Origin of the sequence: Gemmatimonas sp. (assembly GCF_044344655.1) — a bacterium.
Taxonomy (GTDB): Bacteria; Gemmatimonadota; Gemmatimonadetes; order Gemmatimonadales; family Gemmatimonadaceae; genus Gemmatimonas.
Genome location: NZ_JBIJCN010000011.1, coordinates 20,638 through 35,881 on the forward strand (window position 1 = coordinate 20,638; position 15,244 = coordinate 35,881).

General features: G+C 64.4%; 12 protein-coding genes and 1 other RNA gene. 7 read left to right on the top strand and 6 right to left on the bottom strand.

What is annotated here, in order from left to right; translation table 11 throughout:
- Window positions 1–8: 8 nt before the first annotated feature.
- From pssA to ppdK, 6 genes are read left to right on the top strand one after another with little or no spacing between them, the layout of a single operon-like run.
- Window positions 9–866, top strand: coding sequence for a CDP-diacylglycerol--serine O-phosphatidyltransferase (gene pssA, locus ACIQ51_RS05150; protein ID WP_396203942.1), 858 nt, complete (start codon window positions 9–11; stop codon window positions 864–866).
- Window positions 863–1,120: a phosphoribosylformylglycinamidine synthase subunit PurS gene (purS, locus tag ACIQ51_RS05155; protein WP_396203943.1), complete on the top strand. Its 258-nt coding sequence runs from the start codon at window positions 863–865 to the stop codon at window positions 1,118–1,120. The genes pssA and purS overlap by 4 nt, the downstream gene beginning before the upstream one ends.
- Window positions 1,117–1,821: a phosphoribosylformylglycinamidine synthase subunit PurQ gene (purQ, locus tag ACIQ51_RS05160; protein ID WP_396203944.1), complete on the top strand. Its 705-nt coding sequence runs from the start codon at window positions 1,117–1,119 to the stop codon at window positions 1,819–1,821. The genes purS and purQ overlap by 4 nt, the downstream gene beginning before the upstream one ends.
- Window positions 1,818–4,151 carry a phosphoribosylformylglycinamidine synthase subunit PurL gene (gene purL / locus ACIQ51_RS05165; RefSeq protein ID WP_396203945.1) on the top strand — a complete coding sequence of 778 codons (2,334 nt, stop codon included), beginning with the start codon at window positions 1,818–1,820 and terminating at the stop codon, window positions 4,149–4,151. Before purQ ends, purL begins: the two co-directional genes overlap by 4 nt.
- Window positions 4,152–4,165: 14 nt before the next feature.
- On the top strand, window positions 4,166–5,569 hold the full coding sequence (gene purF, locus ACIQ51_RS05170; RefSeq protein WP_396203946.1) for an amidophosphoribosyltransferase: 1,404 nt from the start codon (window positions 4,166–4,168) through the stop codon (window positions 5,567–5,569).
- A 42-nt stretch (window positions 5,570–5,611) separates the two neighbouring features.
- The gene (gene ppdK / locus ACIQ51_RS05175) at window positions 5,612–8,290 is read left to right on the top strand and encodes a pyruvate, phosphate dikinase (protein ID WP_396203947.1); all 2,679 of its coding nucleotides are present in this window, start codon (window positions 5,612–5,614) and stop codon (window positions 8,288–8,290) included.
- A 107-nt stretch (window positions 8,291–8,397) separates the two neighbouring features.
- Here ppdK and ssrA read toward each other — a convergent pair.
- Window positions 8,398–8,755: a transfer-messenger RNA gene (gene ssrA / locus ACIQ51_RS05180) on the bottom strand.
- Window positions 8,756–8,816: 61 nt separating this feature from the next.
- Entirely contained in the window at window positions 8,817–9,878 is a 1,062-nt protein-coding gene (gene dusB / locus ACIQ51_RS05185; RefSeq protein WP_396203948.1) for a tRNA dihydrouridine synthase DusB, read from the bottom strand.
- Window positions 9,879–9,959: 81 nt separating this feature from the next.
- Here dusB and ACIQ51_RS05190 point away from each other — a divergent pair, with 81 nt between their 5' ends.
- Window positions 9,960–10,412: a PTS sugar transporter subunit IIA gene (locus tag ACIQ51_RS05190; RefSeq protein WP_396203949.1), complete on the top strand. Its 453-nt coding sequence runs from the start codon at window positions 9,960–9,962 to the stop codon at window positions 10,410–10,412.
- Window positions 10,413–10,528: 116 nt separating this feature from the next.
- Here ACIQ51_RS05190 and ACIQ51_RS05195 read toward each other — a convergent pair whose 3' ends face one another.
- From ACIQ51_RS05195 to lysA, 4 genes are read right to left on the bottom strand one after another with little or no spacing between them, the layout of a single operon-like run.
- Complete coding sequence (locus tag ACIQ51_RS05195) at window positions 10,529–11,881, bottom strand: MATE family efflux transporter (RefSeq protein ID WP_396203950.1); 1,353 nt, start codon at window positions 11,879–11,881, stop codon at window positions 10,529–10,531.
- Window positions 11,882–11,908: 27 nt separating this feature from the next.
- Window positions 11,909–13,459, bottom strand: a complete 1,551-nt coding sequence (guaA, locus tag ACIQ51_RS05200; RefSeq protein ID WP_396203951.1) for a glutamine-hydrolyzing GMP synthase — start codon at window positions 13,457–13,459, stop codon at window positions 11,909–11,911.
- The gene (locus ACIQ51_RS05205) at window positions 13,459–13,971 is read right to left on the bottom strand and encodes a metallophosphoesterase (RefSeq protein ID WP_396203952.1); all 513 of its coding nucleotides are present in this window, start codon (window positions 13,969–13,971) and stop codon (window positions 13,459–13,461) included. The genes guaA and ACIQ51_RS05205 overlap by 1 nt, the downstream gene beginning before the upstream one ends.
- Window positions 13,971–15,242 (bottom strand): diaminopimelate decarboxylase, encoded by a 1,272-nt coding sequence (gene lysA, locus ACIQ51_RS05210; RefSeq protein WP_396203953.1) that lies wholly within the window; start codon window positions 15,240–15,242, stop codon window positions 13,971–13,973. The genes ACIQ51_RS05205 and lysA overlap by 1 nt, the downstream gene beginning before the upstream one ends.
- Between the last annotated feature and the right edge of the window lie 2 nt (window positions 15,243–15,244).

Here is a 15,244-nt window from a genome sequence, read left to right on the forward strand (position 1 = left end):
GTCGTCGCATGCGGCCCCGTCAGGCCGCGGCGATCGCACTCCCCAATGGGTTTACGCTCGCCAACCTGTTTTTCGGCATCTTCGGCATCGTGGCCGCCTCCCGTGGCGACTTCGATGCCGCCGCCCGTTTCATTGTTTTCGGCGGAGTGGCGGACACCCTAGACGGACGAATCGCACGCGCGACCAAGTCCGGCTCGCGTTTTGGCGAAGAACTCGACTCCCTCGTCGACGCAATCTCCTTCGGGACGGCGCCGGCGCTCATCATGTACTTCGCGGTGTTCCAAAGCAGTCGGTGGGAGTGGATCTTCTGCTTCTTCTTCACTGCCTGCGCCGTAATGCGGCTGGCCCGCTTCAACGTGGAACAGGCGGGGCGCAAGACCACGCATTTCACGGGGTTGCCCAGCCCGGCAGCCGGCGGCATTCTGGCGACCTACTATTGGTTCAGCCAGACCTCGCTGTACACCGAAACGATCGTCGCCGACCTCCCCTGGCATCAGATGCTCCGCTTCCTGATTCTGGGCCTCGGCATGCTCATGATCAGTAACGTGCAGTACGCCAAGGTCCCTGTCGTGAACTTCCGCTCGGTTCAGGGGATCATCGGCTTCCTGCTCGTCATCGGCACGCTCATCGGCGTGATCTTCCTGCCGAAACAGTTCTTCTTCCCGGCCGGCATGGCGTACGTCCTGTACGGTATCGGCCGCACGGTGTTCCTTGGTCTTCTCGACCGTCTCCCGGGGCGTGACCCGTCCGGTGATGACGAGGACGAGGAATCGGAGAACGCCCCTCCCCGTCGCCGTCGCCGGCGCCGCCGTTCCAATCGAACCCCATCCGGTCCTGAGGCCGGTCGCGAGGAGTCTTCCGCATGACCCGTTTCCGTTGCGCCATTCACATCGTCCCCCGGCGCGGGATCCTCGATCCTCAGGGCAAGGCCGTGGCCGACGCACTGCACTCGCTGGGCTTCCCCGCGGTCGGTGAGGTGCGGGTGGGTCGCTACGTGGTCGTCGATAGCGACGCCGCATCGGCCGACGCCGCCCGCGCGGCGGTGAAGGCGATGTGCGAAAAGTTGCTAGCCAATCCGGTCACCGAGGACTTCGAGATCGCCAGCGTGGAGCCCGCGTGAAGGCCGGTATCGTTCGCTTCCCCGGGTCGAACTGCGACGAAGACGCCTTCCACGCGGTGGCAGACCTTCTCGGTCAGGAGGCGGTCTACCTCTGGCACAAGGACCGCGACCTCCAGGGCGTGGATCTTGTGATTCTCCCCGGGGGCTTCAGCTACGGTGATTACTTGCGGGCCGGTGCGATCGCCCGATTCAGCCCGATCATGCAAGAAGTCGTGCAGCATGCCAAGCGCGGTGGACTCGTGCTGGGGATTTGCAACGGCTTCCAGATCGCCTGCGAAGCCGGTCTGCTCCCGGGCGCCCTCCTGCGCAACAATTCGCTCCGTTTCGTGAGCGCGCCGGTGTCGCTGCGCGTGGAAAGCATCGCCACGCGCTTCACCTCGCAGTATCACCTGGGCCAGGTCATCTCGGTGCCGGTGGCCCATGGCGATGGCCGCTACACTGCCGATGGGGACACACTCGCCCGCCTCGAAGGCGAGGGCCACGTGGTGTTCCGCTATGTGACGCCGGAAGGTGAGGTCAGTGACTCCGCCAACCCCAATGGCTCGCTGCGCAATATCGCCGGCATCATCAGCGCCGGCGGTAACGTACTCGGCATGATGCCGCACCCGGAGCGCGCCATGGAGACGGCGCTCGGGTCGACCGACGGGTTGCCACTTTTTCAGTCCATTCTCGAAAACATGCTCGGAGGTATTCAGGCATGAGCACGACCGCTTCGACCGGTCCGTCACGCGTGGAGTCCCGTCCAGGCGATCCGGCGATCACGCCCGCACTTGTGGCCGAGCATGGCATCACGGAGTTCGAATACGAGCGACTGGTGAATATGCTGGGCCGCACGCCCACCTTCACCGAGATCGGCGTCGTGAGCGCGCTGTGGAGCGAACACTGCTCGTACAAGCATTCGCGCCCGATGCTGAAGACGCTGCCCACGAAGGCGCCCTGGGTGCTGCAGGGCCCCGGAGAGAACGCCGGGGTGATTTCCGTCGGCGATGGCTGGGCGGTCGCCTTTAAGATCGAATCGCACAACCATCCGTCTGCCGTGGAACCGTACCAGGGTGCGGCGACGGGTGTGGGTGGCATTCTGCGTGACGTGTTTACCATGGGCGCTCGGCCGATCGCGCTGCTGAACTCGCTGCGTTTCGGCCCGCTCTCCTCACCGCGAGTGCGCTGGCTGTTTGCCGGCTGCGTGAAGGGGATCGGCGACTACGGCAACTGTGTGGGCGTCCCGACCGTAGGCGGCGAAGTGGTCTTCGATCCCTCGTATGAGGGCAACCCGCTCGTCAACGCGATGTGCGTGGGGCTCATGCGCGAGGATGAACTCATGCGGGCCGTGGCGTCGGGGGTGGGCAACCCGATCATGGCCGTTGGAGCACGCACGGGTCGCGACGGTATTCATGGCGCGTCCTTCGCGTCCGAGGACCTCTCGGAGGCCAGCGACGCGAAGCGTCCCATGGTGCAGGTCGGAGATCCGTTCACCGAAAAGCTGCTGCTCGAGGCCTCACTGGAACTCATCCGCAGTGGTCACATCGTGGCCATTCAGGACATGGGGGCCGCCGGGCTCACGTCATCCTCAGCGGAGATGGCCGAGCGCGGCGACGTGGGCGTGACGATCGACGTCACCAAGGTACCGGTACGCGAGCAGGGAATGACGCCGTACGAGATTCTCCTCTCTGAGTCGCAGGAGCGCATGCTCGTGGTGGCGAAGCAGGGGCACGAGGACCACGTGCGCGCCATCCTCGCCAAGTGGGATCTGGAGGCGGCCGTGATCGGCGAAGTGATCGCCGAACCGGTGTACCGAGTGACCGAGGGGGAGCGCATCGTCGCCGAGTTCCCGGGCTCACGCCTGGTCACGGAGTGCCCGCAGTACGTACTAGAGCCGAAGGAGAGCGAGACACTCAAGGCAGCACGCGCACTGGATCCACATGCCGTCGCGCCGCGTGAGGAGGAGCGCGACCCCGCGTGGACGCTGGAGCGACTGCTCGCGTCCCCAACGATCGCCAGCAAGCGATGGGTGTGGCAGCAATATGATTCGACGGTCCGCACCAGTACGGTGCGTGGTCCCGGCAGCGATGCAGCGGTCGTGCGCTTGCGCGGTACCGATAAGGCCATCGCGCTGTGCATTGACGGGAACGGCCGCCATGTCGCCCTCTCGCCGCGCAACGGAGGTCGTGCTGCCGTCTGCGAGGCCGCGCGGAATGTGGCGTGCAGTGGCGCGCGCCCGAAAGCCATTACCAACAACCTCAACTTCGGCAATCCGAAGAAGCCGGAAGTGTACTTCCAGCTGAGCGAGGCGATTGCCGGCATGGGCGAGGCATGCACCATCCTCGAGACGCCCGTGACGGGGGGCAATGTTTCGCTGTACAACGAGAACCCGCAGGGCGCGATTCACCCGACCCCCACGATCGGGATGGTCGGCCTCATCGAATCCATGGCGCATGTGACGCCGTCGGCTTTTCAGCAGGTGGGCGATGAGATCGTCCTGTTCGGCGAGTGCACCGATGAACTCGGGGCGAGCGAATATCTGCTCGCTATCCACGGTCTCACCATCGGCGCACCACCCGAGTGCGATCCCACGCGGGAACGTGCGTTGATCGACGCTCTGCTCGACGCCATCACGAGCGGCGTGGTGCGGTCGGCGCACGACTGCAGCGATGGTGGGCTTGCGGTGGCGCTCGCGGAGTGTGCGATGATGGAGCGCGAGCAGCAGTTCGGCTTCGCCGTTGATCTGTCTCCGTGGGCTGCGCTGCCGCATCGCGCGCTGCTTTTCGGAGAGGCGCACGGCCGTGTGGTGGTCTCCACGCCGGACAGCGCCGCCGTGTTGGCGATCGCCGAGCGTCGTGGGGTGCCGGCGCGCGTGATTGGCAAGGTTGTGGGTGCCGACGCTGGCGCCAGCTTCACCATTTCTGATGACACGTTCACGGCACCCGTGACGTGGCTGGCGAAGGCGTTCCACGAGGCGATCCAGCAGGCCATGGACGGCGAAACGCCGGCTGAGCATGCGGTCACCGCGTTGCACGCTCCTACCAACGACTGACGGGGAGTTCTCCCATGTGTGGCATTTTCGGCGTGTACGGTCACAGGGATGCGGCCGCACTTACCCAGCTCGGCCTCTACTCGCTCCAGCATCGCGGGCAGGAGTCGGCGGGGATCGTGGCGGTTGATGAAACCGGGATGGCGCGGGTGAGTCGCGCCATGGGCCTCGTATCCGAAGGATTCGCCGACGAGGAGATGTCCGTCCTCACCGGTCCGATCGCGATTGGCCATACCCGTTACAGTACGGCCGGATCGTCGGCGATCGAGAATGCGCAACCGGTGCTGGCCCGGGTGCGCCGGGGGCACATTGCACTGGCGCACAACGGCAACCTCACCAACGCCGTTGAACTGCGGCGTGCGCTCGAGGACGAGGGGGCGATCTTCTCCAGCACGATGGACTCCGAAGTCATTGTGCACCGCATCGCGCGCGCGACGGGAGCGACGCCGGAAGCACGGGTGGCGGCGGCGTTGCAGGGCGTCGAGGGGGCGTATTGCCTGCTGGTGGTGCTCGATGACACGGTCATCGCGGCGCGCGATCCGCACGGCTGGCGGCCGCTCGTGCTGGGGCGCCTGGCCGACGGATACGTGTTCGCGTCGGAGACCTGCGCACTCGATATCGTCGGGGCGGTCGTCGAGCGGGAGATCCAACCGGGTGAGATCGTAGCGGTCGACCGTCACGGACTGCGGTCGATGGCGGCGCTGCCCTCCGCCCCACTCAACCGGTGCGTGTTCGAGCACGTGTACTTTGCCCGCCCGGACAGCAAGGTGTTCGGCGGGTCAGTCGACCGTTCCCGCCGGGCCCTCGGTCGACAATTGGCCCGCGAATGCCCTACCCCCGGTGCCGATGTCGTCTTCGCCGTGCCCGACTCCTCGAACTCGGCGGCACTCGGGTTCGCAGAGGCATCGGGTATCCCGTACGAACTGGCGCTCATCCGCAACCACTACGTGGGGCGCACCTTCATCCAGCCCACCCAGTCGGGCCGGGACGCCAAGGTGAAGGTGAAGTACAACCCGGTGCGTGAGATCATCGACGGCAAGAAGGTGGTCATGGTCGACGACTCCATTGTCCGTGGCACGACCACCCGCGGCCTCGTTTCGCTTGTGCGCGCCGCTGGGGCGCGAGAAGTGCACATGCGGGTATCCAGTGCGCCGATCATCAGCCCGTGCTACTACGGCATCGACACCCCCCGTCGCGAGGAGCTCATCGCCGCCCAGATGACGCATGAGGAACTCGTACGCCATCTCGGCGTTGACTCGCTGGGGTATTTGTCGATCGACGGGATGCTCTCAGCCATGCCCGAAGGGCCAGGCGGGTATTGCCACGCCTGCTTCTCGGGTCGGTACCCCACAGCTACGCCCGCAGAGCCGGAATTGCTTCGGGCCGGCAGCCTGGCCGGCGTCCCGGCCGGAGCGGCCTGACCCGGTACCCGTTCGCTTTATTCCACCGCAGGGGGAGCCCTCGTGACGCAGTCGGTCTATTTCTTCGGGAACGGCAAGGCTGACGGCACACGAGACATGAAATCGGTCTTGGGAGGCAAAGGGGCCAACCTCGCGGAGATGACCAATCTCGGCGTCCCGGTGCCTCCCGGCTTCACCATCGCGGCAGACCAGTGCGTCTCGTATCTCGAGCACGGCGGCATCACCGATGCGCTGCGCGGGGAGATCCGGGACGCGCTGTCGCGTTTAGAGCTGGTGAGCGGCAAGCGCTTTGGTGATCCGGCCAATCCGCTTCTGGTGTCCGTGCGGTCGGGCGCCGCCGTGAGCATGCCGGGGATGATGGAGACCATCCTCAACCTCGGGTTGAATGATTCGACAGTGGAGGGCTTGGCGGGGGCCAGCGGGAATCCGCGCTTTGCCTACGACTCGTATCGCCGCTTCCTCCAGATGTACGCGGATGTGGTGCTTGGGGTGTCGATCCACCGCTTCGAACAGCTGCTTGCCGCCAAGCGACTGACCACGGGTGCTGCGAATGACAGCGATCTCTCGACCGACGCCCTGAAGGCGTTGGTGCAGGAGTATCAGCAGCTCGTGCGCGCCCTGACGGGGGCCGACTTTCCGATGGATCCCCACGTGCAGCTCTGGGGCGCCATTGAGGCCGTCTGGAAGTCGTGGACGCTCAAGAAGGCGGTGGATTATCGCAAGGTGAACGGGATCGCGCATACGCTCGGGACCGGCGTGAACGTGGTATCGATGGTCTTCGGCAACATGGGGGATGACTCGGGCACCGGCGTCGCGTTTACGCGCGATCCGAGCACCGGGGACCGCCGGTTCTACGGCGAGTTTCTCGTGAATGCGCAGGGCGAAGACGTCGTTGCCGGTATCCGGACGCCGTTGCACATCGACGAAATGGCGCGACGGCTACCCGGGGCGTACGAGCAGCTCCTCGTTACCCAGGCCCGTCTCGAGCAGCATTTCCGCGATATGCAGGACATCGAGTTCACCGTCGAACGCGGCACCCTCTACCTCCTGCAGACACGGACGGGCAAACGCACGACGGCAGCCGCCCTGCAAATCGCGCTGGACATGGTGGATGAGGGCTTGATCACCCAACGTGATGCCGTGCAGCGGCTGCAGCCGGGCCAGCTCGACCAACTGCTTCATCGCGTCATCGCGACGAGCTCCCACTCCACTCCCCTCGCTGTGGGTCTTCCAGCGAGCCCGGGGGCGGCGAGTGGCGTCGTCGTCTTCGATCCCGATGTCGCGGAACGTCGAAACCAGCAGGGCGAGCAGGTCATTCTCGTGCGTGAAGAGACGACCCCGGAGGACTTTCACGGGATCGTGGCCGCACGTGCGGTGTTGACGGCGCGGGGCGGCATGACCAGCCACGCCGCCGTCGTGGCCCGCGGCATGGGGAAATGTGCAATTGTGGGGTGCACGGCACTCGAGATCTCGCATGAGCAGCGTCAAATGCGTATCGGCGAGGTCATGATTGCTGAGGGCGACTGGCTCACGCTGGACGGTGGGACCGGTCGCGTGTTCGCTGGAGATCTACCCACGCAACCGTCAGAAGTCATGCGGGTGATCAGCGGACAGCAGCCAGCCAGCGAGGCCCCCATTTATCAGGGATTTGCGACCCTGATGGGATGGTCCGACGGGTACCGTCGCCTCAAGGTTCGCGCCAATGCTGATACGCCACGCGATGCCCGCGTGGCGCGAAACTTTGGCGCCGAGGGCATTGGTCTCTGTCGAACCGAGCACATGTTCTTCGAGGGCGACCGGATCACCGCCATGCGCGAGATGATCGTGGCGCGCGACGAAGGGGGCCGGCGCCGCGCCCTCGAGAAATTGCTACCGATGCAGCGGGCGGATTTTGAGGGGATCTTTCAGGCGATGGACGGGTGCCCGGTTACCATCCGGCTCCTTGATCCTCCACTCCATGAGTTTCTCCCGCATGGGGGCGAGGAGTCGTCGCTGCTCGCCGCCTCCCTCAACCTCTCTCGACAGGAGCTCGCGCGCGTGGTGAGTGCGCTGCGCGAAACGAATCCCATGTTGGGCCATCGCGGTTGCCGATTGGGTATCGTCTATCCGGAGATCACGGAGATGCAGGCCCGGGCGATCTTCGAGGCTGCGGTGCGTGCACAACGGCGCGGCATTGAGGTGAGACCCGAGATCATGGTCCCGCTCGTGTCCGACGTGACTGAACTCCGGCATCAGCGCGCGATCATCGAACGTGCGGCCGATCAGGTTATGGGCGTCATGGGCGACACGATCCCCTACCTGATCGGCACCATGATCGAGCTGCCCCGCGCGGCCCTGACAGCCGACGAACTGGCCACGGAAGCCGATTTCTTTTCATTCGGCACCAATGACCTCACGCAGACCACGTTCGGGTTGAGCCGAGACGACGCTGGGCGGTTCCTGCCACAATACGTAGACGGCGGCATCTACGAGGACGACCCCTTTCAGGTACTCGACCGAAAGGGCGTGGGGAAGCTGGTGAAGTGGGCGGTGCGTGACGGACGCGACGTGAAGCCCGGGCTCAAGGTAGGAATCTGCGGGGAGCATGGCGGCGAGCCACGAAGCGTGGCCTTCTGTCACGAGGCGGGCCTCGACTATGTGTCGTGCTCTCCCTTCCGAGTGCCCGTCGCGCGCTTGGCGGCTGCCCATGCGGCGCTCGCAGAGTCGGCGGGCGACAGGTAAGCCGCCGGCGAGCGACCCGTGTGCGCGCTCGTCACCGCCGCGGCTTGCGCACAGGAGATACAAAACGCCGGACCACGAGCAACGTGGTCCGGCGTTTTGTGTCTGATCAGTGGAGGTGAGGGGAATCGAACCCCTGTCCGAGACTAGATCGACCCCAGCTTCTACGTGCGTATTCCATTGATTGAGGTCTCCCTTGGCTGGCCAATGGAAAGCCCACCGCGGGACAAGCCCTCTAGAGATTCGCCCGGCGCCGGAAGGCGCACCGCCGGACTAGCCCAGATTTTCGATACTCACGTGCCGCCCCGGGCGGGCTGCCGCGTGAGCACTGCTACGTAACCCGAAGGTTAGGCAGCGAGCGCGAGGTTGTTGTTCGCGATTGGAATTTTCCCGAGTGTTTTACCAGGTGCTCGAGGACCTGGGCACGCTACCAGAGCTTCACCAACCCCGTCGAAGCCAGTCACCCCCGGTTTCGAACGGTCCTGCCCTACCCCTCTACACTACACGCGTCGGAGGGGTTCCGGCAACCTCAAGCGGCCTCGCAGCCGAGATCCGAGACATCCGGATCATCGGCCTTCAGCCCCCGCGCCACGTAGTCGTCGTAGAATCGGAGATAGGTCTCGAAGATCGTCTGCACCTCGGCAAAGTCGCGCACCTGATGGAGCTTGGCGCGGAGATCGGCCGAGTTGGGAAGCCCCTTCACGTACCATCCCAGGTGCTTGCGGAACTCGATGGCTGCGCCGATCGGATCGGCTTCATAGGCCTGTACCAGACCGGCATGCTCCAAGGCGATCGCGAAGCGCTCATGCACACCGGGCGTGGCGGGCATCTCCTCACCGTTGATCAGGGCCCGCGTCTGCCGGAAGATCCATGGCTGCCCGTACGACCCACGCCCGATCATGATGCCATCCGCCTTGGTGTGATCGAGCATCCGCTTGGCGTCCTCGGGGGTTTTGATATCACCATTGCCAAGCACGGGGATGTCGAGCGCCTCCACGACCCGCGCAATCTCGTCCCAGTTTGCCTTGCCGGTATACATCTGCGTGCGAGTGCGCGCATGGAGCGTGAAGACCTTGGCGCCTGCGTCCTGCATGCGCAGCGCGATGCCGACGGGGTCACGCATCTCCTCGTTCCACCCGCTGCGTGTCTTTACTGTGACCGGCACGTGGGTGGCCTTGACGACGGCGCGGATGATCTCCTGCACCAGATCGAGATCACGCAGGCATCCGGAGCCACCGTTGCGACGGACCACCTTCTTGACCGGACAGCCGAAGTTGATGTCGACGAAGTCCGGCATGAACAGCTCCGTCACCATCGCCGCGGCCTCCGCCATGGCCGCCGGTTCAGCCCCGAAGATCTGCACGCCAATGGGGCGTTCTCCGGGGGAAAAGCGCAGCTTGCTCACCGTCGCCTCATTCTCCCGCCGGATCCCCTCAGCCGACAGGAACTCCGTCACCACCACGTCGGCCCCATGATCATGGCACAATCGACGGAACGGCGATTCCGAAACGCCGGCCATCGGCGCCAGATACAGCGGCACCGGATTGGGGGTCTGAAACGGAAACGTCTTACGTGGCAAGGAGTTGGACATGCTTGGAAAGGTAGTCACGGCAGTTATCCCGGGCAACGCGGCGGTTTGACTCCGGGCCGTCGCAGGTTAGGATACACGGCTATGGAACTGCGAGAGTTTTTTTCTGAAGACGCCGTCCAGCTGGAACTGCAAGGCACCAGCAAGGACGAGATCCTGAAGGAACTGATCGGGCTGCTCAAGCTCGACGAAAAGTCCGAGGGGATGCTGTTCAAGATGCTGAAGCGGCGAGAGAATCTCGGATCGACCGGGATTGGCCGTGGCATCGCGATCCCGCATTGCCGCTCGCTCGTCGTCAACCGCCTGCGCGTGGCCTTCGGTCGCAAGAAAGAGGGCGTCGACTTCAGAGCCATTGACGACAAACCCGTCAATTTCTTCTTCCTGATCGTTGCTCCGCCGCTCGAGGTATCCAACCAGTACCTCCCGGTCCTCGGCAAGATCGCGCAGTTCAGTAAGGAGAATGATGTACCGGGTCGCCTGCTCGAGATTGCCGAGCCGGCGCAGTTCATGGCATTGCTCGAAGAGAAGCGAGTCTAATGCATGACCGTCGTCGGGCTGCGACGACGGTCTTCGGCGGTTCGGGCGACCGCACTGGCGGTACCCTGCACGCCCCACAGCCTCGCTGCAGCGTGTGCGATCCCCGCCCTTCCCGCTCAGTGATCCACGCGAAGCCGTACTAGCGGTCGGCGGAGCCGGTGAATCACCCGGGCCGATTGGAGCAGGGCCGCCGCGGCAAGGCCGGTCACCAGGCCAATCCAGAGGCCCCGCTCCCGCCATGGGGTGTAGAAACCCAGGTAGTAGCCTGTAGGCACCCCAACGCCCCAGAAGGCGAGCAAATGCAGCAATGCGGGAACCCGCGTATCGCCTGTTCCCCGCAAGACCCCGCTGGTCACCGCCTGTAATCCATCGAATACTTGGAACCAGCCGGCCAGCGGGATAAGCGCGACGGCAATGGCAGCCGTGGCCGCTTCATTTGTGTACCGTGCAGTCAGCCAGTGCGGTGCCATGATGAACACCGAGGCGGTCAGCATCATGAACCCGGTGCCGCACACGATCGCGGCCAACGCATCGCGACGTGCGCCGCTGGTATCTCCACGGCCGATCGCGCGCCCCACCACAGCCGCTGCGGCGCCAGAGATACCAAGGGGGACCATGAAGGTAAGCGCCGCCATATTGAGCGCGATCTCATGCCCCGCGAGCGAGGCGGTCCCCATCCATCCCATGAAGAGGGCCGTGAGCCCAAACGCAAAGCTCTCAAAGAACCACTGCACGCCTATCGGCACGCCAATCCGGAGCATGCGAAGCAAGGGCGACCAGGAGAGCGTCTCTGGACGCCACGGAGTGAGCGCCGTGCGCATGAGCGGCCACGAAAACCACCCGAGCGCAACCATCATGATCCATGTCGCGAGCGCCGTGGCGAACCCGGATCCTTCGACGCCCAGCGCAGGAAATCCGCCGTTGCCGAAGACCAAGGCCCAGTTGGCGGCGGCATTGACGATGTTCCCGACGAGCACCGCCCAGATTACCGGCCGAACCGGCCCCATAGCCTGCAGTGACTGGCGAAAGACGTTGAAAAGAAAGAATGGCAGCACTCCCAGCATCCGCCGCTGAGCATAACGCGCAGTTTCTCTCACGACGTCGGCAGGCTGATCAACCGCTGTCAGCAGCCATTCCCCTGGCAAGAGTGCGAGCATAACCAAGACGGAGACAGCCAACGCGAGCACAATGCCACGCTGCACGCCACGGGCGACGCCCTCCCGATCGCCCCCACCGACCGCTTGCGACACCACCGGATCGATCGCAAAGAGCAGCCCAACGCCGAAGACACTGGCATTGAAGAAATAGAAATTGCCGAGGGCCACCGCGGCAATTGCCGCGCCCCCGAGCCTGCCGACCATGAGCGTATCCACTACGCCCATGGCCTGCACACCCAGATTGATCAGGACGATCGGCGCCGCGACCCGCGCCATATCACGCAGGTCCTCGCTCCACGCTGCGATCGCCATGTCAGTGCATCGCGCGCGGGTGCGCGATCACTCCCACTCGATTGTGGCCGGTGGCTTGGAGCTAATGTCATAGACGACGCGATTTACGCCATCCACTTCGTTGATGATGCGATTGGAAATGCGGCCAAGCACCTCGTGCGGGAAGGCAAACCAATCCGCCGTCATCCCGTCGGTGCTTGTCACCGCCCGCAAGGCAATCACGTGCTCGTAGGTCCGGCCATCACCCATCACACCGACCGACCGGACCGGTAGGAAAACCGCGAAGGCCTGCCAGATCTCGGGGTACAAGCCTGCGGCACGGATCTCCTCGAGGTAGATCGCGTCCGCACGGCGCAGCATGTCGAGCGCCGCGGGCGATACTTCACCGAGCACCCGGATGGCCAATCCCGGCCCCGGGAATGGGTGCCGGCCCACCATCTCCTCCGGAAGGCCGAGCTCGCGCCCCACATTGCGCACCTCGTCCTTGAAGAGCTCACGGAGTGGTTCGATGAGCTGGAACTTCATGTCCTTCGGTAGGCCACCCACGTTGTGATGCGTCTTGATCGTGGCACTTGGCCCGCCCTTGGCGCTGACCGACTCGATGACGTCGGGATAAAGCGTGCCCTGTACCAGGAAGGCGGCGTCCTTGCCCGCATCGGCCGACGCCGTTTCGAAGACTCGAATGAAATGCTCTCCGATGATCTTGCGCTTCCGCTCCGGCTCACCCACGCCGGCCAGCGCCGTAAGGAATCGGTCCTCGGCACGTACGGTAATGAGACGAATGCCCAGATGCTCGCCCATCGTGCGCTCGACCTGCTCGCGCTCATGCAACCGCAGCAGGCCGGTGTCGACGAAGATACACGTGAGTTGATCGCCGATCGCCTTGTGGACCAGCGCCGCAGCCACGCTCGAGTCCACACCGCCCGAAAGCCCGCAGATCACCTGTCGATCACCGACGAGCTCGCGGATCCTCGCAACTTCCATATCGACGAAATGCCCCGGGGTCCAATCAGGGGTGCAATGACAGACGCCGAACAGGAAATTCTGGATGATCTCCGCTCCACGGACCGTGTGGTGTACCTCGGAATGGAACTGTATCGCGAAGATCGGCTTGCTCTCGTGGCGAAACCCGGCGCAGGTGCTGCCGCTGTGCGCTGTCGCCACGTATCCGGGGGGAACCTGCTCCACGTGATCACCATGGCTCATCCACACCGTGGTCCGCTCACCAGCGTCGAACCCCTTGAACAACCCGGCCGCTTCGTCCACCGTCACTTCGGCGCGCCCATATTCGCGCCGCCCGCCACCGATCACCGCGCCGCCTTCGAGGTGGGCGATCAGCTGCATGCCGTAGCACACGCCAAGCACCGGTGCAATGTCGAGCAGCTCCCGCGAGACCGTGGGTGCCCCGTCATCGGTAACCGAGCTGGGTCCGCCCGAAAGGATGATACCCGTGGGGTTCCACTCACGGATCCACTCGAGTGACCGCGTGGGGGGATGAATCTCCGAGTACACGCGGGCTTCGCGAACACGCCGCGCGATCAACTGCGTGAACTGGGATCCGCAGTCGAGAATGAGAATGCGACTCGAGGTGTTCTGCATCAGACCTTCCACTCCGGACCCGTGAGCTTGAGGAACTCGATCGACTTGGTGTCGAGGTCGAGAATGGCACCTGTGGGGGCGCCGTGCAGCCAGCCGCACCCCTCACCGGGATTGACCAGCAACGAGTCACCGCGTGTCTTCATCTCCGGCACATGGGTGAATCCGTGCACGATGACTTCGTGACCATCGATGGAGCGCTGATGCACGTCAGCCAGATCGTGAATGAGCAGCACCGACTTGCCGCCAAGATCGAAGCTGTGAGGCGACTCATACAACTCAGCCGCGCCGAAGCCAGTCTTGGCCGCGGCCAGCAGCGCATCGCGGTCGCCGTCATTGCGCCCGAACACCCCGAGCAGCGGAAGCGATAGATCGTGGAACGGTTGCAGCGAGAAGGGCGAGCAGTAATCGCCAGCGTGCATCACCAGCGACACACCGCCCGCCACCATCTGCTCCAGCAATGCGCGGATGGCAGGCACGCGATCATGGGTATCCGACAACAGGCCGATTCGCATCAGGCGGTTCTCCACTGAAGGGATGCACGCTCGAGGCGTACGAGATCGTCAAACGTTTCGCGTGTGCCGATGACGGCGAAACGATTACCGTCCACCAGCACTTCGGCGGGACGGGCGCGTGAGTTGTAGTTGGATGCCATGGTGAAGCCGTAGGCCCCAGCGGTCCGCACCGCGAGGAGCGCTCCCGCCTGTACGTTCGGCAGCGAGCGGTCCTTGGCGAAGAAGTCCCCCGATTCGCAGATCGGTCCCACCACATCGGCCGTGAGCTCCCCATCGGTCACGACGACCGGCTCAATGGCGTGGTATGCCTGGTACAACGCGGGACGAATGAGATCGTTCATTCCGGCGTCGGTCACCACGAAGTCCTTCCCAGCCGCGTGCTTCCGGTACAGCACCTCGGTGAGCAGGACCCCACTCTCGGCAACCAAGTATCGGCCAGGCTCGAGGAGCAACGTCAAGCCGGTGTCGCGGGCAGCGGCGCGTACGATCCGCGCATAATCGTCGATATCGGCCGGCACCTCATGGGCTTCGTATGGGACCGAGAGCCCGCCGCCCACATCGAGGAACGATACCGGGTGCCCAGCCGCTCGCGCGAACGCCACCGCGGCCAGAAGACGCGGCAAAGCATCCCGCAATGGATCGGCATTGCCGATCTGGGAGCCAAGATGCATTCCGAGGCCGCGGAGTTCGACGTGACGCAACTCGCCGATGAACGTGACAAGGCGGGCAACATCGTCGCGCGGAATACCGAACTTCTGCCCCTTCTCACCGGTCTTGATATATGCGTGGGGCGTCTCGACCGTCACCTCAGGATTCACGCGGATGGCAATCGGCGCGGTCACGCCCATTCGCCCTGCCACGTGGTCGATGACCACGAGCTCTGCTTCCGACTCCACGTTGATCAGGCGTACCCCGGCGCCGAGAGCCTGCTCGATCTCGGCGACGGTCTTGCCGACCCCGCTGAACACCACATCGTCACCACGGAACCCCGCCTGCAGGGCGCGATACAGCTCGCCACCCGAGACGATATCTACCCCACCACCAAGCTCGCGGAGCACGCCGAGCACCGAGAGGTTGGAGTTCGCCTTCACGGCGAAGTGGATGTGGTGGGGAATGCCCTCGAACGCGTGCGCGAGCCGGCGAAATCGCGCCCTGATGATGTTGGCACAATACACGTAGGCCGGAGTGCCCACCGCCGACGCGATCGTCGGCAGTGACACCTCCTCGGCAAACATGGTGCCCTGCCGGTACTCGAATCCGGTGCGAGACACGG

What these genes read in the sequence shown, in the direction of transcription:
- purS (WP_396203943.1), top strand. Translation starts at nt 863, where the DNA reads ATGACCCGTTTCCGTTGCGCCATTCACATCGTCCCCCGGCGCGGGATC.
- guaA (WP_396203951.1), bottom strand. Translation starts at nt 13,459, where the DNA reads ATGCAGAACACCTCGAGTCGCATTCTCATTCTCGACTGCGGATCCCAG.
- purF (WP_396203946.1), top strand. Translation starts at nt 4,166, where the DNA reads ATGTGTGGCATTTTCGGCGTGTACGGTCACAGGGATGCGGCCGCACTT.
- dusB (WP_396203948.1), bottom strand. Translation starts at nt 9,878, where the DNA reads ATGTCCAACTCCTTGCCACGTAAGACGTTTCCGTTTCAGACCCCCAAT.
- pssA (WP_396203942.1), top strand. Translation starts at nt 9, where the DNA reads ATGCGGCCCCGTCAGGCCGCGGCGATCGCACTCCCCAATGGGTTTACG.
- purL (WP_396203945.1), top strand. Translation starts at nt 1,818, where the DNA reads ATGAGCACGACCGCTTCGACCGGTCCGTCACGCGTGGAGTCCCGTCCA.
- ACIQ51_RS05205 (WP_396203952.1), bottom strand. Translation starts at nt 13,971, where the DNA reads ATGCGAATCGGCCTGTTGTCGGATACCCATGATCGCGTGCCTGCCATC.
- ACIQ51_RS05195 (WP_396203950.1), bottom strand. Translation starts at nt 11,881, where the DNA reads ATGGCGATCGCAGCGTGGAGCGAGGACCTGCGTGATATGGCGCGGGTC.
- ACIQ51_RS05190 (WP_396203949.1), top strand. Translation starts at nt 9,960, where the DNA reads ATGGAACTGCGAGAGTTTTTTTCTGAAGACGCCGTCCAGCTGGAACTG.